Source organism: Anaeromicropila populeti (assembly GCF_900112775.1).
Lineage (GTDB): Bacteria > Bacillota > Clostridia > Lachnospirales > Lachnospiraceae > Anaeromicropila_A > Anaeromicropila_A populeti.
The window spans coordinates 106670-128488 of the sequence record NZ_FOYZ01000011.1; the positions used below are offsets into that span (position 1 = coordinate 106670).

The 21819-nt window shown below is 36.6% G+C and carries 19 protein-coding genes and 1 tRNA gene; 19 read left to right on the forward strand and 1 reads right to left on the reverse strand.

Features of this window, described 5'->3' with window-relative positions; genetic code table 11:
- Positions 1–41: 41 nt before the first annotated feature.
- Positions 42–124 (reverse strand) — tRNA-Leu (locus BM305_RS14160).
- Positions 125–245: 121 nt separating this feature from the next.
- Here BM305_RS14160 and BM305_RS14165 point away from each other — a divergent pair.
- From BM305_RS14165 to BM305_RS14255, 19 genes are all read left to right on the forward strand, one after another.
- Positions 246–560 carry an anti-sigma factor family protein gene (locus tag BM305_RS14165; protein WP_092562026.1) on the forward strand — a complete coding sequence of 105 codons (315 nt, stop codon included), beginning with the start codon at positions 246–248 and terminating at the stop codon, positions 558–560.
- Between the two features lie 26 nt (positions 561–586).
- Entirely contained in the window at positions 587–3331 is a 2745-nt protein-coding gene (gene polA / locus BM305_RS14170; RefSeq protein WP_092562029.1) for a DNA polymerase I, read from the forward strand.
- 22 nt (positions 3332–3353) lie between these two features.
- Positions 3354–3941 (forward strand): dephospho-CoA kinase, encoded by a 588-nt coding sequence (gene coaE / locus BM305_RS14175; RefSeq protein ID WP_177214738.1) that lies wholly within the window; start codon positions 3354–3356, stop codon positions 3939–3941.
- Positions 3942–4018: 77 nt separating this feature from the next.
- Positions 4019–6091, forward strand: coding sequence for a cell division protein FtsA (locus tag BM305_RS14180; RefSeq protein WP_092562035.1), 2073 nt, complete (start codon positions 4019–4021; stop codon positions 6089–6091).
- Between the two features lie 5 nt (positions 6092–6096).
- On the forward strand, positions 6097–7809 hold the full coding sequence (locus BM305_RS14185; protein WP_092562038.1) for a sensor domain-containing diguanylate cyclase: 1713 nt from the start codon (positions 6097–6099) through the stop codon (positions 7807–7809).
- Between the two features lie 136 nt (positions 7810–7945).
- On the forward strand, positions 7946–8740 hold the full coding sequence (locus BM305_RS14190) for an MBL fold metallo-hydrolase (protein ID WP_092562041.1): 795 nt from the start codon (positions 7946–7948) through the stop codon (positions 8738–8740).
- Between the two features lie 21 nt (positions 8741–8761).
- Positions 8762–9034, forward strand: coding sequence for an ACT domain-containing protein (locus BM305_RS14195; RefSeq protein ID WP_092562044.1), 273 nt, complete (start codon positions 8762–8764; stop codon positions 9032–9034).
- A gap of 33 nt (positions 9035–9067) precedes the next feature.
- Positions 9068–10423, forward strand: coding sequence for a PFL family protein (locus BM305_RS14200; RefSeq protein WP_092562047.1), 1356 nt, complete (start codon positions 9068–9070; stop codon positions 10421–10423).
- 143 nt (positions 10424–10566) lie between these two features.
- Entirely contained in the window at positions 10567–12039 is a 1473-nt protein-coding gene (locus tag BM305_RS14205) for an aminoacyl-histidine dipeptidase (protein ID WP_177214739.1), read from the forward strand.
- Positions 12029–13048, forward strand: coding sequence for an LCP family protein (locus BM305_RS14210; protein ID WP_092562053.1), 1020 nt, complete (start codon positions 12029–12031; stop codon positions 13046–13048). The genes BM305_RS14205 and BM305_RS14210 overlap by 11 nt, the downstream gene beginning before the upstream one ends.
- 164 nt (positions 13049–13212) lie before the next feature.
- Positions 13213–14043, forward strand: a complete 831-nt coding sequence (locus BM305_RS14215) for a M23 family metallopeptidase (RefSeq protein ID WP_242940552.1) — start codon at positions 13213–13215, stop codon at positions 14041–14043.
- Positions 14044–14093: 50 nt separating this feature from the next.
- On the forward strand, positions 14094–14897 hold the full coding sequence (locus tag BM305_RS14220) for a GTP pyrophosphokinase (protein WP_092562056.1): 804 nt from the start codon (positions 14094–14096) through the stop codon (positions 14895–14897).
- Between the two features lie 29 nt (positions 14898–14926).
- Entirely contained in the window at positions 14927–16291 is a 1365-nt protein-coding gene (locus BM305_RS14225; protein WP_092562059.1) for an RsmF rRNA methyltransferase first C-terminal domain-containing protein, read from the forward strand.
- Positions 16291–17007, forward strand: a complete 717-nt coding sequence (locus BM305_RS14230) for a pseudouridine synthase (protein ID WP_092562062.1) — start codon at positions 16291–16293, stop codon at positions 17005–17007. The genes BM305_RS14225 and BM305_RS14230 overlap by 1 nt, the downstream gene beginning before the upstream one ends.
- A 24-nt stretch (positions 17008–17031) precedes the next feature.
- Positions 17032–17688, forward strand: coding sequence for an HAD family hydrolase (locus tag BM305_RS14235; RefSeq protein WP_092562065.1), 657 nt, complete (start codon positions 17032–17034; stop codon positions 17686–17688).
- A 10-nt stretch (positions 17689–17698) separates the two neighbouring features.
- A complete protein-coding gene (locus BM305_RS14240; protein WP_092562068.1) occupies positions 17699–19606 on the forward strand; it encodes a YgiQ family radical SAM protein in 1908 nt (635 codons plus the stop codon).
- 14 nt (positions 19607–19620) lie between these two features.
- Positions 19621–20205, forward strand: coding sequence for a hypothetical protein (locus BM305_RS14245; protein ID WP_092562071.1), 585 nt, complete (start codon positions 19621–19623; stop codon positions 20203–20205).
- 26 nt (positions 20206–20231) lie between these two features.
- Positions 20232–21203, forward strand: coding sequence for an RluA family pseudouridine synthase (locus tag BM305_RS14250; RefSeq protein ID WP_092562074.1), 972 nt, complete (start codon positions 20232–20234; stop codon positions 21201–21203).
- Between the two features lie 10 nt (positions 21204–21213).
- Positions 21214–21750, forward strand: coding sequence for a Holliday junction resolvase RecU (locus tag BM305_RS14255; protein ID WP_092562077.1), 537 nt, complete (start codon positions 21214–21216; stop codon positions 21748–21750).
- Positions 21751–21819: the final 69 nt, after the last annotated feature.

The window sequence follows — 21819 nt, forward strand, 5'->3', positions numbered from 1 at the left end:
CCCAAAACTTCTATATAAGACTTGGGTGGTTTTATTAATACTGCGGATGGTGGGACTTGAACCCACACGATGTTGCCACCGTCAGATTTTGAGTCTGATGCGTCTGCCATTCCGCCACATCCGCAAAATAAATTCCTTAATGCGAGAATTATTCTAACATAAATAAATGAATAATGCAAGTCTTATTTTAATTTTTTTTTTAGAGTAAAGTTAATAGTAAGGAGAAAAAAGGGGGAGGGCTTAAAATGACCTGTTTTGAAGCACAAAGCATGATAACACCATTTATTAATGAACAGTTAGATATAAAACAGCTGGAGCAGTTTTTAGAACACATTGAAAGGTGCAAAGAATGCAAGGAAGAAGTTGAAGTTTATTTTACGCTCTTTTCGGGAATGAAACAGTTAGATGAGAATAAAACCATTTCAAACAAATTTCATATAGATTTGGATAATTTTATACAAAAACAAGAAGATAATATATTAGAAGTAAAATTTAAATTAGTCTGTACAAAAATAGTACTGATTCTAATTATGGTAGTACTGGGGCTATGGATTGGATAGGTGCATTAGGCAGACAGGAGGTTGAAATGAATCGAAAAATAGTATTAATTGATGGACATAGTATTTTAAACAGGGCATTTTATGGAATTCCCAATTTGACCAATTCAAAGGGGATTCATACCAATGCGGTATATGGGTTTTTGAATATTCTTTTTAAATTATTAGATGAGGAACAGGCAGAATATGTAACAGTTGCATTTGACGTGAAGCATCCAACCTTCAGGCATGAAATGTACCAGGAATATAAGGGAACCAGAAAACCTATGCCCGAGGAACTCCATGAGCAGGTACCTATTGTAAAAGAGGTTCTTCAGGCTATGAATATTAAGATATTAGAGAAGCCTGGTTTTGAAGCAGATGATATATTAGGAACACTAGCAAAAACATGTGAGGCAAGTGGGTTTGAGGTAGCTCTTGTTTCTGGGGACAGAGATTTATTACAGCTGGCATCTGATAAAATTAAAATCCGGATACCAAAGACAAAACAAAGCGGAACTGAGATAGAAGACTATAATACAAAACAAGTAATAGAAAAGTATGGCATAACGCCAGCACAAATAGTTGATTTAAAGGGATTAATGGGAGATACAGCAGATAATATACCGGGAGTTCCAGGAGTAGGTGAAAAAACGGCATTAAAGATACTAACATCCTTCCAGACAATAGAAAATGCCTATGCCCATGTGGATGAAATCACCCCAAACAGAGCAAAAGAGGCTTTGAAAAATCATTATGAGCTTGCACAGCTTTCTAAGGTTCTGGCAACTATAAAAACAGATTGTCCACTAGACTTTGAAATGAAGGATGGGAAAATAGAGAATATTTACAATGAAAAGGCATATCAGAAGCTGAAGGAACTAGAGTTTAAATCACTGTTATCCAGATTTGACTGTGAGGTTTCCAGTAATGAGAATATAGAAGATATTTTTGAACTTGCAGCTGAGCCCAAAAGAGCAGCAGCTGTTTTACAGCAAATTATGCTGCTGGCGGAACAACCAGATTTTCAATTGGGACTCTGTGTATTTGCCAAGAATCAAAAAGAAAATGTATTTAAGGTGAAAGAAGATGGTCAGTTTGTGTTTGACCTGTCGGAGAAAAAGGAAGAAGATTTATTGGGAATTTCTGTTTGTTATAAAACGGAGGCTGCCACAAAAGCAATTTTTATTCCAGTAAGTGAAGCTGTGAAAGGAGAGTATCTGTTAGACCAGTTAAAGGTAATTTTAAAACATGATATATTAGTTTCTGTAATAGACTATAAGGAACTTCTTTATAATATTCCAGAACTGTCCCATACAGAAGGCGGAATGAAACCACGTATATTTGACTGTCAGGTGGCTGCTTATTTATTAAATCCACTAAAGGATTCTTATGCATATGACGATATTGCAAGGGACTATATGGGATTAACTGTTCCATCTTACGAAGATTATTTTGCCAAAGCATCTGTGACAGCAGCATTAGAAAAGAAAGAATTTGTGAAATATGCTTGTTATCTAGCCTATGTCCCATATGAGGCAGTCAGAGCCATGGAAGAGGAGTTAGAACAAAGCGGAATGAGGCAGCTTTATTACGAGGTGGAGCTTCCCCTAATTACTACACTATATGATATGGAAATGCGCGGTGTTCGTGTCAACAGAGAAGCTTTAACGATATATGGGCAACAGCTGGCAGAGAAAATTGAAGTACTGGAAAAAGAAATATATAGACAGGTGGGAGAAAGTTTTAATATTAATTCTCCCAAACAGCTGGGAGTAATATTATTTGAAAAACTTCAGCTTCCATTTGCCAAAAAAACCAAAACAGGCTATTCTACCTCAGCTGATGTATTAGATAAACTTAAGTGTGAACACCCTGTTATTAATCTGATACTGGAATACCGCCAGCTTGCGAAATTAAAATCAACCTATGCAGATGGCTTAGTAACTTACATTAGTGAAGATGGACGGATTCATGGAAAGTTCAATCAGACCATTACCGCCACTGGAAGAATCAGCAGTACAGAACCTAATCTACAGAACATTCCAATCCGGATGGATTTGGGACGTCAGATCCGAAAGGTATTTGTGCCAAGAGAGGGTTATATTTTTCTAGATGCAGATTATTCTCAGATTGAACTGAGAGTCCTGGCACATATGTCTGGAGATGAAAAACTAATAAACGCGTACCGCCAGCAGCAGGATATTCATCGTATCACAGCTTCGGAAGTGTTTCATATCCCGTTTGAAGAGGTTACTGCTTTACAAAGAAGCAATGCAAAAGCGGTTAATTTTGGAATTGTATATGGTATAAGCAGTTTTGGTCTTAGTCAGGATTTAAATATCACAAAAAAAGAGGCAGATGAATATATTAAAAAATATTTTAATACGTATCCAAGGGTAAAAGAATTTTTAGATGAACTAATTCAAACTGGAAAAGAAAAAGGTTATGTGGAAACAATGTTTAAGAGAAGAAGACCTGTTCCAGAGTTGAGTTCATCGAATTTTATGCAGCGTTCTTTTGGTGAAAGAATTGCCATGAATTCCCCTATACAAGGAACAGCAGCAGATATTATTAAAATAGCTATGATTCGGATTAATGACAGATTGAAGAAAAATAATTTTAAGTCCCAGCTGATTTTACAAATTCACGATGAACTGCTTATTGAAACCTATGAAGAGGAAATAGAAGCTGTTAAGGAAATACTGGAAAAAGAAATGTTTTATGCAGCCGAAATGAATGTTCCTCTTGAGGTGGATGTTAAGCAGGGGAACAGTTGGTATGAGGCACATTAGATAGAAGTAAAGGATGATAAGATTGAAGATAATAGGTTTAACAGGAGGCGTGGGCAGCGGAAAATCTACGATTGCCAAATTAATTGCGCAGAATTTTAATGCTTGTGTCATTATTGCAGATGAGGTGGGACATCTGTGTATGGAAAAAGGCCAGCCGTGTTATCGGGATATTATAACAGAATTTGGAGTAGAAATTATGACGGCTGAAGAAAAAATTGACAGGGCAAAATTAGCAGAAATTGTGTTTCAGAATGCTGAACTGCTGAAGAATTTGAATGCTATTATTCATCCAAGAGTGAGAGAATATATTGAAGCACAAATCGCCCAGGTCCAGTCAGAAGGAAAAGCTGATTATATTTTTATTGAATCTGCAATCCTATTAGAAGCAGGCTATGAAAATATTTGTGATGAATTTTGGTTTGTATCCGTATCCGATGAAATAAGGAGGAAAAGATTAAAGGAATCCAGAGGGTATTCAGATGAAAAAATAACTCATATTTTGCAGAATCAGAAAAATGATTCATATTTTAAAACAAAATGTAATGTGATCCTGGATAATAATGGAGAAAGTGAAAAAATGCTGTCTGTATTGAAAGTTTTACTAGTTTAGCAATATGTTTTATGTTATAATAAATGTATATGTTATTTCTTAACAAGATTTATGTTATGAAAATTGGGGGAATCTAGATGCAAGGTAACGTAAGATATCCTGAGCACCTGGTGTTTGGCCTGGATATAGGAACAAGGAGCATTGTTGGAACAGTTGGATATAAGGAAAATCAAGTATTCAAAGTTGTTGCGCAGGTGGTTTTGTTCCATGATACCAGAGCAATGATGGATGGCCAGATACATGATATTATTAAGGTGTCAGAGACGATTACAACGATAAAAACAACTCTTGAACAGAAGATTGGACGAAAGCTTACGGATGTTTGCATTGCGGCTGCCGGGAGGGTATTAAAAACACTTACCGTTACAACAGAATATGAATTTTCCAATGAAACAATTGTAGAAGAGGAGCATATTCATTCTCTGAATTTAATGGCAGTTGAGAAGGCATATGAACAGCTGAGAGAAGAGACACAGGAAGAGGATATTAAGTTTTATTGTGTAGGATATTCTGTAATACGGTATTTTTTAAATGACTATTCCATCTTGAATCTGCATGGTCATAAAGCGAATAAAATTGCGACGGAACTGATTGCAACTTTTTTACCAGAGGAAGTAATAGATGGGTTGTATTTAGCGGTAGAACGTGCAGGGTTATATGTGGCGAATCTTACCCTTGAGCCAATTGCAGCCATTAATGTGGCTATTCCAGAAAGTTATCGTTTGTTAAATATTGCACTTGTAGATGTTGGAGCAGGGACATCAGATATTTCAATTACAAAGGATGGAAGTATCATTGCATATGGAATGATTCCGTATGCAGGGGATGAAATTTCAGAGACAATTGCAAAACGGTACTTAGTTGATTTTCAGACAGCAGAAAAAATAAAAATTGCCTGCATGAATAAAAAGACCGTGACTTATAAAGATATAATGGGATTAAGCTATAAGATTACTACAAAAGAAGTATTAGAAGCAGTGGATGAAACAGTCCGGATGATAACAAAAAATGTGGCAGACCGGGTGATTGAATTAAACGGTGATAAAACGGTCAGCGCAGTTTTTGTAGTTGGAGGAGGCGGAAAGCTTCCGGGTTTTACAACGTACTTAGCGGACTATTTGAATTTGCCAAAAGAAAGAGTTGCTTTGCGTGGGCAGGAAGTACTTGGCAATGTAGAATTTTTGGAAACAGGGATTAAAAAAGATTCTCTTTTGGTAACACCAATAGGAATTTGTTTGAATTTTTATGAGCAGAAAAATAATTTTATTTATGTTCAGGTCAACGGTGAAAGAATAAAATTATATGATAATAATAAATTGACAATTGTAGATGCTGCATTGCAGGCGGGTGTATTAAATGAACAGTTATTTCCACAACGGGGAAAGGCGATTAATTTTACATTAGATGGAGAGAAGAGACTGGTTCGAGGAGAACTGGGAGAAGCTGCTGTTGTTAAGTTAAATGGTAAGGTTGTAGGTATCAGCAGTTCAATCCAACAAAATGATAAAATTGAAATCATTTCTTCCACAGTGGGAAGGGATGCCATATATGAAGTGAGACAGCTGCCTGAGTTTAAAAGTAGTATTTCATTTATTTTTAATGGTAAAAGCATTATTTGTCCTAAATTTATAGTTGCGAATAACCAGCTGGTTTCTGAATTTTATGAGATTCAGGAGGGGGATCAGTTAGAAATTTTGAATTATTATACATTGAAGCAGATTCTGGAATTTATGGATTTGGATTTTGATGGGGATATTTATGTGAATAATGAACTGGCTTCTTTGGATGAAAAGGTATATGAACAGTTTTCAATTCGTCTGGATATGAGCAAACTGAAAATTGCCAGAAGGCAAAGCCTGTGGAATGAACCAGAACAAGTAACAGAACAAGTAACAGAACAAGTAACAGAACAGGAGAAAGGACAGGAGAAAGTTATAGATACAAAAGAAGTAACTGTTTATGTGAATGGTGAGAAGGTTGTATTAAAGAATAAGGGAAATTATATTTTGGTGGATGTGCTGGATTTTTATCCTTTCAATGTTGCAGAAGCGAAAGGAACAAAATTTGTGATAAAAGTAAATAATGTGACAGGAGATTTTACAACTGGCATATATGAGAACGACAGTATTGAACTGTATTGGGAGGAATAGATGTCTTGGATTATAATCAAGTTGTATTAATTCAAAAGAGGTTTTTTAAATTTCATAGAATTGTAGCTTGTTTTCTGATATTATATACCCTTCAGCAATATGTAGCTTCTGGTGGATGGTGTGCTCTCGCAGCAATGATATATCTTTTTTGTAGTGTTTTTCTGGAGGGAGTTCTTCTTTACGTGAAACACTACTATCCAAAATGTATGGTTGTTTTGAAATATATAAATATTTGGTTTGGTATGTTTCTTGCGATTACAACATCAAACTATTATACTTTTGGAATATGTTTATTATGCTTGATTTTACTAGCTATGGAATATTATGTCTGTGTTGATTTTACAGATCCCTATGTTAGAAAATTATATTTCTTATCAATATGTATTCCACTCATTGCTTACATATTGTGGTATAGTCTGATAGGAACTATTGCAGAGATTAGACTGATTTTAATGGTATTAGTATTAGGAGTGTTTTATGGGATTGTATGGCAATTTGCCGAAATAATAGCGAAGGTTATTAGTGAAAATAATGAGACGGTTTATGCTCAGACCCGATTGATTGAGAGAATCAATGAAACCAATGAGGAACTGGTTGTGAATCAGGAAAAAGTAAAGAAAGCGAATGAGCTTCTTGGGGAACAAAAAATCAAGTTAGAAGCTGCTTATACAAAAATCAACAGTGTAAATATGGAAATGAAGATTCAAAACGATATTTTGAAATATATTTCTAGTTCACTAGAGCTTAGTAAACTGATGACCCTGATAACAGAATCCATTATTAATCGAATCGGTGTTGACATTTGTGCCATTGTGCTTCACCCAGATGCACTTTCAGAGGAAGCCTGCAATGGACGTATGGTATATAAGATAAAAAGTAAGTTAAGTAAAAAGTACATAGAAGAATTAAGTGAAGCAATTGAAGATAATTGTTTTGAAAAAATTATGATTAATTCAGTTACATACGTGGATAATTATGTAAATAAAAAAAAGTATTCCTTTCTGGAGGATGGCATGATTGGCTCTATGCTAATTGTACCATTAATCAGAAATAGTATGCAGATCGGTGAACTTTTCGTTGGTCACCGTTCATACGATTTTTTTATTGAAAATACAGCTTTTTTTGAAGGTATCGTTGCCCAGTTTACCATTGCCATGTACAATGCAAATTTATATGAGAAGATGCAGCTTATGGCAATTCAAGATGGTTTGACAGGGATATATAACCGAAGACATCTGACAGCGCTGTTTGAACAATATGTAAATGAATCATTAATCAATAGGGTTCCTTTGTCGGTCTGTTTGTTTGATATTGACCATTTCAAAAATGTGAATGATACGTATGGACATTTATTTGGAGATGAGGTTATACGCAGAATTGCTAGCTTATCAAAAGAAATTGCCTGTAAGTTTAATGGCGTTGTAGGCCGGTATGGGGGAGAAGAATTTGTAATTATTTTCCCTAATAAGGGGCTAGAAGAAGCGTATATTCCAGTTTCTATGCTTCAGCAGAATGTGAAAAAGCTGGGATTACAGCATAATGAAAAACCAGTTTCGGTAAATGTAAGTGTTGGACTTACTTCTTATCCAGAAACTTGTGCTAGTCCGTTGGAATTACTGAACAGAGCAGATTGGGCAATGTACTATTCAAAACAGAATGGCAGGGATCAAATCACAATTGATTCCGATGAAATACGACAGGCAGTAAAACTAAAATAGTATTTTAATTAGTGAGAAAAGGGGTTTATTCTAATGAGAATAGAATAGATTCCTTTTTTTGTCTAGCTAATTAAAAAAGAATGTGTTATAATGTCATAGATTTTAGATGAAAAATTGCTGGAAAAGAGGAAGGCCCATGGAATTATGTAGCATTGCCAGTGGAAGCAGTGGGAATTGTATATATGTTGGAAATAGGTGTACAAGTCTGCTGATTGATGCAGGGATTAGTTGTAAGCGAATCGAAAGTGGCTTATCAGAAATAGATGTAAATCCTGAAAAACTAGATGGCATTTTGGTTACCCACGAACATTCTGATCATGTTTTAGGATTGGGAGTTATGGCGAGAAGATATCATGTTCCGATTTATGCAACAGCTGAAACCTTAAGTGCATTAAGCAGAATAAAGAGTCTCGGCAAAATAGATCCTGGTTTATTTCGGATTATTGAACCAAATCAGAGTTTTGAAATTCATGATGTGATTGTGAATCCATTTTCTATTTCCCATGATGCAGCAAATCCAGTTTGTTATACCATTGAACAGAATGGGCATAAGGTTGGAGTAGCAACAGACTTAGGGATTTATGATGATTATATTGTTGAAAGTCTTAAAAACTCAGAGATTCTTTTATTAGAAGCAAATCATGATATTAACATGCTTCAGGTTGGAGCTTATCCTTACGTACTGAAAAGAAGAATTCTGGGAGAACGAGGGCATTTATCTAATGACAATTGTGGCAGGCTGATTCGGAATTTGCTGCATGATAAATTGCGATATATTTATCTGGGGCATTTAAGTAAAGAAAATAATTATCCAGATTTGGCTTATGAAACAGTAAAATATGAACTGGATCAAAGTGATAGTCCATTTAAAAATAATTTTCTATTAGAGGTGGCAAAAAGAGAAGAACCATCTGTTTTAGTAAGTTTATAATACATTTATGGAGGTACTCATATGAAAAAATCAATTATTACAGTAGTAGGAAAAGACAGCGTGGGAATTATCGCTAAAGTATGTACGTATTTAGCAAACAATAATGTGAACGTTTTAGATATTTCGCAAACAATTGTACAAGGGTATTTTAATATGATGATGATTGCAGATACTAATGAAGCAAAAAAAGATTTTATGATAATTGGAGAAGAGCTGGAGCAGATCGGGGAAGAAATCGGCTGTTCTATAAAGATGCAGCATGAAGATATATTTAATAAGATGCACCGGATTTAATAGCAAAGAACATGGAAAGAAAGGATTGATAAGATGATTAATATACATGAGGTAGTTGAAACGAATTCCATGATCGAGCAGATGAATTTGGATGTCAGAACAATCACACTTGGAATTAGCCTGTTGGATTGTGCAGATGACAATTTAGAACGACTATGTGATAAAATATACCGCAAAATTACCACGGTTGCCAAGGATCTAGTGTCTACGGGAAAAGAGATAGAAAGAGAATACGGCATTCCAATTGTAAATAAAAGAATTTCTATTACGCCAATTTCTTTGGTGGGCGCAGCGGCATGTAAAGAACCGGGTGATTATGTTAAAATAGCAAAAAGCCTGGATCAGGCAGCAAAGGAAGTAGGAGTTAATTTTCTTGGCGGGTTTTCAGCACTTGTTTCCAAAGGAATGACAAAAAGCGATGAATTATTAATTCGAAGTATTCCACAGGCACTAGCTCAGACAGAGAGGGTGTGTAGTTCTGTAAATGTTGGTTCTACAAAAACAGGAATTGATATGGATGCAGTGAAGATTCTAGGTGAAATTATTTTGGAGACTTCTCGCATTACCGATTCACAAGGCTGTGCTAAATTAGTAATATTCTGTAATGCTCCTGATGATAATCCATTTATGGCAGGTGCATTTCATGGAGTGACAGAAGCAGATGCCGTAATTAATGTAGGGGTAAGTGGTCCTGGCGTTGTAAAACGTGCATTAGAAGGCGTGCGTGGCGCAGATTTTGGCACACTCTGCGAAACTGTGAAAAAAACAGCATTTAAGATTACAAGGGTCGGTCAGCTGGTTGCCCAGGAAGCGTCTAAAAGACTTGGAATTCCATTTGGAATCATTGACCTGTCTCTGGCACCAACACCTGCCATAGGAGATAGTATTGCAGAAATATTTGAAGAGATGGGTCTGGAACGTGCCGGTGCCCCTGGAACAACAGCCGCGTTGGCGCTCCTAAATGATCAGGTGAAAAAAGGAGGCGTTATGGCATCTTCCTATGTGGGAGGTTTAAGCGGAGCTTTTATACCAGTCAGTGAGGATCAGGGAATGATTCAGGCAGTACTAGAAGGTGCCTTGTCTTTGGAAAAGCTGGAGGCAATGACCTGTGTCTGCTCAGTGGGACTGGATATGATTGCGATACCAGGTGATACAAAGGCAAGTACGATTTCTGGTATTCTTGCTGATGAAATGGCGATCGGAATGATTAATCAAAAAACAACGGCTGTCCGTATTATTCCTGTGATAGGTAAAAAAGTTGGAGAAATGGTTGAATTTGGCGGTTTGCTCGGATACGCTCCTGTAATGCCTGTAAATCAATTTTCCTGTGAAAACTTTATTAATAGAGGAGGACGCATTCCTGCGCCTATCCATAGCTTTAAAAATTAAATAATTCTCAACAAAGGGGCTGCTTAGGAATAACAGCCTTTTTCTATTTTGCATATAATTTCTGGTTTTCCAGAAAATCGTTGTATAGGTAAATAGAAATTATGTATTGTGATTATACTATTCTTTGAATGGAGGAGTTTATAATGGTTTTGGATCAAATAGATTATAAAAAAGTGTTTTATTTTTTTGAACAAATTAGTAATGTTCCAAGGGGTTCTCAGAATAATAAGGGGATCAGTGATTTTTTGGTCGGATTTGCAAAGGAACATAATCTGGAATATAAACAGGATAAAGAATACAATGTCGTCATTAAAAAACCAGCTTCTAAAGGACAGGAAAACTGTCCGGCAGTTATGTTACAGGCACATATGGATATGGTTTGTGAAAAAAATTATGATACAAAGCATGACTTTACAGAGGAGGGACTGGAGTTAGAGATAGAAGGCGATTATATTTATGCTAACGGAACTACATTAGGCGGCGATGATGGAATTGGAATGGCATATATTTTGACAATTTTGGACAGTCAGGATGTGGTGCATCCAAAATTAGAAGCAGTTTTTACCACAGATGAAGAAATCGGAATGGAAGGTGCTGTTGCACTTGATGTTAGTGATCTAGAAGCAAAGTATATGCTTAATATTGATTCAGATGAGGAGTGGAAAGTAATTGCTGGCTGCGCTGGAGGTATGCGTTCTAACTGTTGTATTCCTATAGAAAAAAAACCAGCGGAAGGAATTAAGGCTCGAATAGCCATAACAGGACTTGTTGGTGGTCATTCTGGTATAGAAATCAATAAAGAACGTGTAAATGGTAATATTTTATTGGGAAGACTTTTATTTCAGCTTCAAAAATTCGTTTCTTTTCAAGTGATATCTATTTGGGGAGGACTAAAGGATAATGCAATTCCAAGAGAGTCATTTGCAGAAATCATGGTTGAACAGGAACAAAAGGTGCAGATTGAGGATGCTGTGAAAATGCTGGCTGAAGTATATGGAAAAGAATATAAGAAAAATGAACCAGATTTAAAAATTACGATTCAGATGGAAGAGAGTTCTAGTGCCTGTGAGATTTTTTCAGAACATAGTTTTCATTTGGTTCTGCAAATGCTTTTATTTACACCAAATGGAGTTCAGGGAATGAGCAGCGATATTGAAGGGCTAGTAGAAAGCTCTTTGAACTTGGGCATTATTGTGACAAAAGAGGACATCGTTTGTTTTTCTTATTCGGTTCGCAGTTCTGTTTCCTTATACAAAAATTATATAGGAGATAAGTTGAAGTTTCTAACTGAAACATTAGGTGGTACGTATTCACAAAAAGGAGAATACCCAGGGTGGGAATATAAAAGTAATTCAAAATTACGAGAAATTTGTATTAAAACCTATCGGGAAATGTTTGCAAAGGAAGTGGGAGTAGAGGTTGTTCATGCAGGACTTGAGTGTGGTGTGATTTTAGAGAAAATGCCTGAGCTTGATATGATATCACTGGGCCCAAATATTTATGACATTCATACTCCAAATGAGAAATTATCCATTTCATCTACTGTCCGAATTTATGACTATGTTATAGCAATATTAAATGAAATCTGCAAGGTGCATATGAGTGATGAAAAATAAAAAAACTATTCTTAAAATTATTTTTGTGGTAAGTGCTGTTGCAGTATGCATTGGGGTTGCAGGTGCAATTTATGCCAATTACCTGCTCAATCGTGTCCAGTATGAGAAAAAAGAGGACACTCCATTGCAAGAAGAATTTTTTGAGCAGGACGATGGAGCAGAAGAACTGGATGAACTGAGTCCAGAGGATGTTGTGTGGGAACAGCAAGATGGCGCAAGACGTCAGGAGGGGGTTTATAACTTTTTACTGGTAGGTGAGGAAGCAATAGGCGCTGGAAAAAGCAGAGGGAGGACAGATTCTATTATGCTGGTCACCTTACATGTTAAGCAGAAGGCAATAAAAATTACTTCTCTGATGAGGGATATTTATGTCCAGATCCCTGGGTACAGTGATAATAAATTAAATGCTGCTTATCATAATGGCGGGATGCCTTTATTAGTAGAAACAATCCAATTAAATTTTCAAGTTGCTGTTGACGGCTATGCTAAAGTAGATTTTGAAAGCTTTGAACAGTTGATTGATCAGTTGGGGGGAGTGGAAATTACATTAACTGAAAAAGAGGCTGCTTATCTTAATAGGACCAATTATATTTCAAACCCAGCCTATCGAAATGTGATAGTAGGAACCCAGATATTAAATGGGAATCAGGCGCTTGGGTATTCACGAATCCGATATGTTTCCACAGAAACGGAAGCAAATGACTTTGGAAGAACTAGCCGTCAGAGAAATGTTCTTATGGCTATCTTTCAAAAATACAAAGAAAAGAGCGCAGTAGAACTGATTGCCTTGCTTCCAGATATCTTATCTCTTGTGACAACAGATAGGACAAAAGCAGATTTAATTGAATACATTTCGCTGATTGTTACGATGCATCCAGATGAATTACAAACGATGAGGGTTCCTATTGATAATGGCTATCAAAATGCAAACATTCGTGGTATGTCAGTATTGATTTTAGAGGATGCAGATAAAAATCGGGATGCATTGCATGATTTTATTTTTGGATAGACAGTAACGGAAAAGCAGTACAATAGAGTGTATTCTTTTATGTGGCAGGATAGTGCCTGTCACATAAAAACCCTTTTTTGTTCATCAGTAATTTTTTTGAAATATGAATATTTTTCATAATTGGGTCATATATATAATATGTTAATACCTAATGGAGTATGTTCATGAAGTTAAAAAGAATAATAGTAAAGACCACATTATTTTTTGGTCTGGTTATATGGACTGTATTAGTGACAGATTGTTTACAGTTTTATGAAAAAGCAGATGATATAGAGCGATTTCGCGTACTACATATGGAAAAAGATGCTTTGGCAGAATACGATACCGCTTATCAATATGGCAGTCCAATATTTATGCAAAAGCTTACAGAAAGAATGTTGTCGGGATCTTTTTGTCTGGCATCAGAAAATGAATCAGTACCCACTTCTTTCTTCTACCAGTATGGACCATGTAAAGCTGTTTATAAAAAATATTTAAATATGTATACAATAATTTTGTCTGATATTAAATATTTTCCTGTGCCAGAAGATATTACAGGGAAAGCGACTACGAATTTTGAGGATTCCTGGCTAGGAGAAAGAACGTATGGAGGAAAAAGACAGCACGAAGGCACCGATATTATGGCAAGCAATAACTTGAGAGGGTATTTCCCAGTAATCAGTATGACAGATGGAGTGGTAGAAAAGAAAGGGTGGCTGGAACAGGGAGGTTACCGGATTGGAATAAGAAGTCCTGCTGGCGCCTATTTTTATTATGCACATTTGTACCGGTATGAGGATGGCATTGATACAGGGGATACGGTAAAAGCCGGGCAGGTAATTGGCTATATGGGTGATAGCGGCTACAGTAAGGTAGAAGGTACAGTTGGTAAGTTTGATGTACACCTTCACTTGGGAATATATATTGATTACCAAGGGGAAGAAATGAGTGTAAATCCCTACTTTCTTTTAAAATATTTTGAGGGGAAAAAGAAAAAATTTTATAACAAATCTTGACCACATATGATATAATGGTTTTGTATGCGTTAAATTGAGGAGAGGTTATTATGGAAATACAATTATGGAGAGAAATATTAGATCCTTACGTATTAGCAGTTGATGAAATGGTTGTAAAGTTTAATCATATTATTAATGAATACCGTAATGCGGGCGGGTATTCTCCAATAGAACAAGTTAACGGAAGAGTAAAAACAATTTCAAGTATTTTAGAAAAAGCTCAGAAAAAAAATATTTCTTTAGAGGATATAGAGGATAAAATCGACGATATTGCTGGAATACGTATTATCTGTCAGTTTGTAGAGGATATTAATAAGGTTGTGGATTTGATTAAGAGCAGAAATGACATGGAAATAAAAAGTGAGAAAGACTATATTAATAACCGGAAAGAAAGCGGTTACCGCAGTTATCATATGATTGTGTTTTATACCATCCAGACCTTGCGGGGACCAAAGACGATTAAGGCAGAAATTCAGATTCGTACCTTAGCAATGAATTTCTGGGCTACAGTGGAGCATTCCCTGCAATACAAGTATAAAGAAAACATGCCGGCGCATATTAGAGAACGATTATTAACGGCTTCAGAAGCAATTATTGTATTAGATCAGGAAATGTCTTCGGTGCGCGGAGAAATTATGGATGCACAGAATTCTTTCCGTATTAAGGCTAATATTGTAGCAGATATACTGACGAATATTCAAAATCTTTATAAGGTTGCGAATAAACGTGAGGTTGTTAAAATACAGACAGAATTCTTTAAAATTTATAAAGAAGGAGACTTGGCCCAGTTAGAGCGGTTCAATAAGGAACTGGATATTATTTCAGAAGGATATCGGGCACAGAGTTTGAAATAGAAAGGAATGTTTGAAAAGGAGAGCAGATTTTGAAGTTACCACAGAGCTATTTAGACAGAATGAATACATTACTTGGGGAGGAATTTGAAGATTATTTAGACAGTTTTTCAAAGCCTTCCTATGCCGGACTTCGTGTCAATACATTAAAAATTACAAAAGAGGATTTTGAAAAGATTAGCCCCTTTGCTTTAGAACCAGTTCCATGGATTCAGAATGGATTTTATTATAACAAAAAAGAACAGCCAGGGAAGCATCCCTTTTATTATGGCGGACTTTATTATATTCAAGAACCTAGTGCTATGACGCCAGCCTCTCTGCTGCCAGTAGAACCTGGTGACAAGGTGCTGGATCTGTGTGCTGCACCAGGTGGTAAAAGTACCGAGTTGGCAGCTAAGCTGCAAGGGCAGGGTGTCCTTATTTCAAATGATATTTCCAGTTCCCGGGCAAAAGCATTGTTGAAAAATATTGAAGTGTTCGGCGTGACAAATGGTGCTGTGCTCAGTGAATCGCCTGAACGGCTGTGTAAAGTGTTTCCTGAATACTTTGATAAAATTTTAATTGATGCTCCTTGCTCAGGAGAGGGAATGTTTCGAAAAGATCCAGCTATCATAAAGAGTTGGGAAAAGCAAGGGCCGGAATTTTTTCACAAGATTCAGCTGTCTATTTTAGATGCAGCTGTAAAAATGCTGAAACCAGGAGGAACTATGCTATATTCCACCTGTACCTTTTCACCTTTAGAAAATGAAGGAAGTATTGAGTATCTTTTGAAAAACTATCCTGATTTTCAGGTAGAAGAAATCCCTTTTCGAGATGGATTTGACAAGGGACGACCTGAATGGATTTTGAGTGAAAGAAAAGAATTAGAGAAGACGGTTCGGCTATGGCCACATAAAATAAAAGGCGAGGGTCATTTTATTGCGATGGTGCGTAAAGATGGCGGACAAGATGTTTCTGTCAAAAGAGAAGTGATTCGCAAGGAAAAGTGTCCAAAGCAATTAGAGGATTTTTTTACACATGTAACGTGGAATATGAGGGACAGGCATTATGAGATATTTGGAGAAAAGGTGTATTTAGTTCCAGATGCTATTCCAGATTTAAAGGGAATGCGGATCTTAAGAAAAGGCCTTTATTTGGGAGAACTGAAAAAAGACCGCTTTGAGCCAGGTCAGTCACTGGCTATGGCGTTAAAAAAGGAAGAGTATGATCAATGTATTAATTTCAGCTGGACGGATATTAATTTAACCAAGTATCTAAAGGGTGAAACCATTGAAATTGAGGATGAGTCTTTGGCAGGCTGGCAGCTTTTATTAGTAGAGGGCTATCCAGTTGGCTGGGGTAAGGCTTCTAAGGGAAGACTGAAAAATAAATATCTGCCAGGCTGGAGGTTGTTTTAATGTCAAATATGAGACTGGATAAATTTCTGAGTGAAATGGGTTTTGGAACCAGGACTGAGGTAAAGCAGTTTATTAAGAAAAAATTTGTTAGTGTGAACGGCGAAATTGCAAGAAAACCAGAAATGAAAATAAATCCTCAGGAGGATCAGGTGTTATTTCAAGATGAAGTGGTAGCATACAAAAAGTTTGAATACATTATGCTGAACAAACCATCTGGGGTAGTGTCGGCAACGGAGGATAAGAGAGACAAAACGGTGATTGATCTGGTTGAGGATGCAGTACGGAAGGATTTATTTCCAGTGGGAAGATTGGATAAGGACACAGAAGGCTTACTACTATTAACAAATGATGGCATACTGGCGCATCAGCTGTTATCTCCGAAGAAGCATGTGAATAAAATATATTTTGCGAAAGTTCAGGGAGAAGTCACGGAAGAAGATGTTCAGCTTTTTGCCAAAGGATTTCAGGTAGAGGACGAATTTTTTGCAATGCCGTCAAAGCTTACGGTTTTAGAAAAGAACATGGTTTCCCAGGTGGAACTTACTATTGTTGAAGGGAAATTTCACCAGGTAAAGAGAATGTTTGCAGCAATTGGTAAAGAGGTTCTTTATTTAAAACGAATTCAAATGGGAAAATTATGCTTAGATGACACGCTTGCCTTAGGGGAATACCGTGAACTGACTCAAGAAGAACTTGATTTATTAAAGGATAAATAGGCATTTTATACAAGGGAGGGCAGCATGTTAAAACAGATAGATGCAGTTATTTTTGATATGGATGGGACATTGATTGATTCCATGTGGATGTGGAAGGATATTGACATTGAATATTTAGGGCGTTATGGAATTAAACTTCCAGGAGATTTGCAAAAAAAGATTGAAGGCATGAGCTTTTCGGAAACAGCAGTTTTTTTCAAAGAACATTTTAACATCCCTGATAGTGTGGACAAGATAAAGGATGACTGGAATCAGATGGCATGGGATAAGTATGAGAATGAAGTTCCTGTAAAAGAGGGAGTTTTTGATTTTCTCAGATATTTAAGAAAACAAAAGATTAAAACGGGTATTGCAACAAGTAATTCACTGGAGCTGACAGAACTGGTTTTAAAGAAAAGAGATTTGTTTTCGTATTTTGATGAAATACATACCTCTTGTGAGGTAGGAAAAGGTAAGCCAGCACCTGATATTTACCTGTTTGTAGCGAAAAAACTTGCTGTAAGACAACAGAACTGTCTTGTTTTTGAAGATGTGGTTCCAGGAATCATAGCAGGTAAAAGTGCTGGAATGAAGGTATGTGCCATATACGATGAATTTTCAAAGGCGGTAGAAGAAGAAAAGAAGAAGCTGTCTGACTATTACATTTCTTCTTTTCATGACTTAAAACAATACTATGAGTAAAGAGGAAATTATGAACTTAGATTTTTTACCAATATCCAGAGACGATATGAAAAAACGTGGATGGGAACAATTGGATTTTGTTTATATTATTGGGGATGCCTATGTGGATCACCCATCGTTTGGGCCTGCCATTATCAGCCGTGTATTAGAAGCACATGGCTATAAGGTAGGAATTATTTCTCAGCCAGACTGGAAGAAGGAGTCCTCCATTCAGATACTGGGAACACCACGACTTGGCTTTTTGGTATGTGGAGGAAACATGGACACCATGGTAAACCATTATAGTGTTTCGAAAAAAAGAAGAAGTCAGGATGCTTATTCTCCTGGAGGGGTCATTGGAAAAAGACCAGATCGGGCTACGATTGTATACTGTAACTTAATCCGTAAGGTATATAAAAAAACACCTGTCATAATTGGTGGAATTGAAGCCAGTCTGAGAAGGCTGGCACATTATGATTACTGGAGTGATAAAGTAAAACGTTCCATTTTACTGGATTCAGGGGCCGATTTGATTTCTTATGGTATGGGAGAACATTCCATAGTAGAGATAGCAGATGCATTACAGGCAGGAATCGATATTTTTGATATTACTTTTGTAAAAGGCACTGTGTACAAGGCGAAAAATCTGGAAACGGTATATGAACCAGTAATGCTGCCATCCTTTGACGAAATTACAGCCAGCAGAGAACAGTATGCAAAAAGCTTTTACCTGCAATATATAAATACGGATCCTTATACAGGAAAATGTTTGGCAGAACCCTATAAAGAGACGGAATATATTATTCAGAATCCACCATCGCCACCCTTGTCCCAGCAGGAAATGGATGATGTTTATGCACTGCCGTATACAAGGGACTATCATCCAGTATATGAGCCGTTGGGAGGAATTCCAGCAATTAGTGAGTTGAAATATAGCCTTACCAGTAATAGAGGATGCTTTGGAGGATGCAGTTTTTGTGCATTAACCTTTCATCAGGGAAGAATTCTGCAAACCAGAAGCCATGAGTCTATTGTTAAGGAAGCAGTACTATTAACAGAGGATAAAGATTTTAAAGGTTACATTAATGATGTGGGTGGTCCTACCGCTAATTTCAGACACCCTTCCTGTGAGAAGCAGCTGTCAAAGGGAGTTTGTACAAACAAACAATGCTTATTTCCTAAGCCATGTAAAAACCTTAAGATTGACCATAAAGATTACTTAACTCTTTTAAGGCGTCTTAGAAACATTCCTAATGTAAAAAAAGTTTTTATCCGTTCTGGAATCCGATTTGATTATTTAATGGCAGATAAAGATGCTGTATTTATGCGGGAGTTATGTGAGCATCATGTGAGCGGACAGCTTCGGGTTGCACCAGAGCATATTAGTGATTCCGTTCTTCAGTTGATGGGAAAGCCTGAAAATGCTGTTTATGAGAGCTTTCGTGAAGCATATAAACGGGTGAATGAGAAGGTGGATAAAAAACAGTTTATAGTACCTTATTTAATGTCCTCCCATCCAGGTTCTACATTAAAGGAAGCAATCGCATTGGCTGAATATATACGGGATTTGGGATATATGCCAGAGCAGGTTCAGGATTTTTATCCTACACCGTCTACCATTTCCACTTGCATGTATTATACAGGACTTGATCCCAGGACGATGCAGAAGGTGTATGTACCAAAGAATCCACACGAAAAGCGGTTACAGCGTGCGTTAATTCAGTACCGAGATCCAAAAAACTACGAATTAGTTGTGGAGGCATTGAGATTAGCTCATCGTACTGACTTAATTGGGTTCGACAAAAAATGTCTGATTCGTCCGAGAAAACTGGAGACTCAGCCTAAAGCGGAAGTAAGGAATTTTTCTGATAAGAATAAGAAAAAGAAGAAAACAATCCGCAGTACGCATGGGAAACCAAAGAAAAAGCAGAATAAGTAAGGAAGTGTTAATAGATGAGCGAAAAAGTATGGAAGAAAAAAGAGAAAGGTGAGCATGGCTTTATTTCCTATCGAAAGAGAAGGTACCTGATAGCAATGGGAAGTTATGTTTTGACAGGATTAGGTATTTTTGTAATAGGACTGCTGACAAATCACATGTCTCCCAAAAATATGGGGAGTGTACTGGCAATGCTTATGTCACTGCCATTTGCAAAAGCAGCAGTAGGCTTTCTAATTCTTGCGCCTTATAAAGATGTTTCAGAGGAGAATTATAAGAAAATAGATGGTCTTTGTAAGCCAGGGGTTATGTTGTACTCGGATTTAGTATTTACTTCTACCGAAAAGGTTATGAATCTGTCCTTTTTGGCAGAAACAGATGGTACTGTGATTGGATTAGTGGGAAAACCAAATCAGAATGTCCAGTATATAGAAGAATACTTAGGAAAAGGCATCCGAAACTGGGGCTATAGCTATTCGTTCCGTTTATACCAGGATGAAGGAGAATTTATTAAGGAAATGGGAAAGTTAGAGCCAAAAGATATACCAGTAGAGGAAAAAAAACAGGTGAAAGACTACTTAATGTCATTAATTGTATGTTAGCAATAAATAGAATTTGAGGAAATAGTATGAGAGAAATTATTGTGGATAAAAATCAGGCAGGACAAAGACTGGATAAGCTTCTTCAAAAATACTTAAATGCAGCGCCCAAGAGTTTTTTGTATAAAATGCTCCGTAAAAAAAATATCACATTGAATGGGAAGAAGGCGGAAGGGTCAGAAAAATTAGTACAGAACGATTCAATCAAGTTCTTTATGGCCGAGGAGACTATTGAAAAATTTCGTCAGGCATCATGTGAAAGAAATATTATTTCTTGTTCCTCAGATTTTGAAATACTATATGAGGATGAGCATGTTCTTTTCATTAATAAAATGGCAGGAGTACTGTCACAAAAGGCACAGGTAGATGATATTTCCCTGACCGAACAGGTAATTGCCTATTTGCTTGGCACAGGGCAGCTGACACAAAAGGATTTGGAATTGTTTCATCCAGGACTTTGTAATCGTTTGGATCGAAACACAAGTGGCATTATTATTGCAGGAAAATCACTGGCTGGCTTGCAGGAAATGGGAGCTATGCTTAAAAAGCGGGATATGGATAAATATTATTTATGCATTGTAAAAGGTAAGGTGACGGAAAGCACTAGTATTGAAGGCTACCTGGTTAAAAATCATAGTCATAACAAGGTTACGGTATCGGTAACACCTGCTGACGGTGCCGATTATATTAAAACCCAGTACACGCCTGTTAAATGTAGTGAATCGTTTACATTACTAAAGGTAAAGCTGATTACAGGACGTTCTCATCAGATTCGTGCACATTTGAAAAGCATTGGACATCCCATTATCGGTGATGGTAAGTATGGTGACGTTCCGACAAATAATATATTAAGAAAGCAATTCAAGTTGAAACATCAGTTATTACATTCTTATGAGGTTCACTTTCCAGAGATACAAGGAACGTTGGAGGGATTGTCTAATCAAACCATTACAGCAGAGGTTCCAGACTATTTTCAGGAATTAATAGAACAATTATTGTAGGAGGGATACTATGCCATCTTGGAATTCCAGAGGCTTAAGAGGTTCCACATTAGAAGAACTGATAAATTTGACCAACACAAAGTACAGAGAAAACAAACTTGCACTGATTCAAAAAGTACCTACACCCATTAAGCCAATTAAAATTGATCAGGAAAACAGACATATTACATTAGCCTATTTTGAACAAAAGAGTACGGTGGATTATATTGGCGTGGTTCAAGGGATACCCATTTGTTTTGACGCAAAGGAGTGCGGGGTTGAAAGCTTTCCCATCCAAAACATACATGAACACCAAATACAATTTATGACTGAGTTTGAAGCACAGAAGGGAATTGCGTTTATTTTAATCTATTTCTCAGGAAAAGATGTATTTTATTATTTACGCTTTAACAAGTTGTTGGAATTTTGGAACCGGGCACAGAACGGAGGAAGGAAAAGTTTTTTGTATCAGGAATTAGATCCCCATTATCAGATATCAGTCAATAATGGGGTTTTCGTGCATTATTTAGAGATGATAAATATGGACTTGCAGGAAAGAGAAGAATAGTATATAATGAGTTAAGATTTTTAATTGGTAGCGAATTATCACGTTACTACTTTATCATACTAAACTGGA

Excerpts from the sequence above, each read along its gene's own strand:
- BM305_RS14215 (WP_242940552.1), top strand. The coding sequence starts at position 13,213 with ATGAAGTTAAAAAGAATAATAGTAAAGACCACATTATTTTTTGGTCTG.
- BM305_RS14200 (WP_092562047.1), top strand. The coding sequence starts at position 9,068 with ATGATTAATATACATGAGGTAGTTGAAACGAATTCCATGATCGAGCAG.
- BM305_RS14245 (WP_092562071.1), top strand. The coding sequence starts at position 19,621 with ATGAGCGAAAAAGTATGGAAGAAAAAAGAGAAAGGTGAGCATGGCTTT.
- BM305_RS14195 (WP_092562044.1), top strand. The coding sequence starts at position 8,762 with ATGAAAAAATCAATTATTACAGTAGTAGGAAAAGACAGCGTGGGAATT.
- BM305_RS14210 (WP_092562053.1), top strand. The coding sequence starts at position 12,029 with ATGAAAAATAAAAAAACTATTCTTAAAATTATTTTTGTGGTAAGTGCT.
- BM305_RS14250 (WP_092562074.1), top strand. The coding sequence starts at position 20,232 with ATGAGAGAAATTATTGTGGATAAAAATCAGGCAGGACAAAGACTGGAT.
- BM305_RS14205 (WP_177214739.1), top strand. The coding sequence starts at position 10,567 with ATGGTTTTGGATCAAATAGATTATAAAAAAGTGTTTTATTTTTTTGAA.
- polA (WP_092562029.1), top strand. The coding sequence starts at position 587 with ATGAATCGAAAAATAGTATTAATTGATGGACATAGTATTTTAAACAGG.
- BM305_RS14165 (WP_092562026.1), top strand. The coding sequence starts at position 246 with ATGACCTGTTTTGAAGCACAAAGCATGATAACACCATTTATTAATGAA.
- BM305_RS14235 (WP_092562065.1), top strand. The coding sequence starts at position 17,032 with ATGTTAAAACAGATAGATGCAGTTATTTTTGATATGGATGGGACATTG.
- BM305_RS14190 (WP_092562041.1), top strand. The coding sequence starts at position 7,946 with ATGGAATTATGTAGCATTGCCAGTGGAAGCAGTGGGAATTGTATATAT.
- BM305_RS14230 (WP_092562062.1), top strand. The coding sequence starts at position 16,291 with ATGTCAAATATGAGACTGGATAAATTTCTGAGTGAAATGGGTTTTGGA.
- BM305_RS14255 (WP_092562077.1), top strand. The coding sequence starts at position 21,214 with ATGCCATCTTGGAATTCCAGAGGCTTAAGAGGTTCCACATTAGAAGAA.
- BM305_RS14180 (WP_092562035.1), top strand. The coding sequence starts at position 4,019 with ATGCAAGGTAACGTAAGATATCCTGAGCACCTGGTGTTTGGCCTGGAT.
- BM305_RS14240 (WP_092562068.1), top strand. The coding sequence starts at position 17,699 with ATGAACTTAGATTTTTTACCAATATCCAGAGACGATATGAAAAAACGT.
- BM305_RS14220 (WP_092562056.1), top strand. The coding sequence starts at position 14,094 with ATGGAAATACAATTATGGAGAGAAATATTAGATCCTTACGTATTAGCA.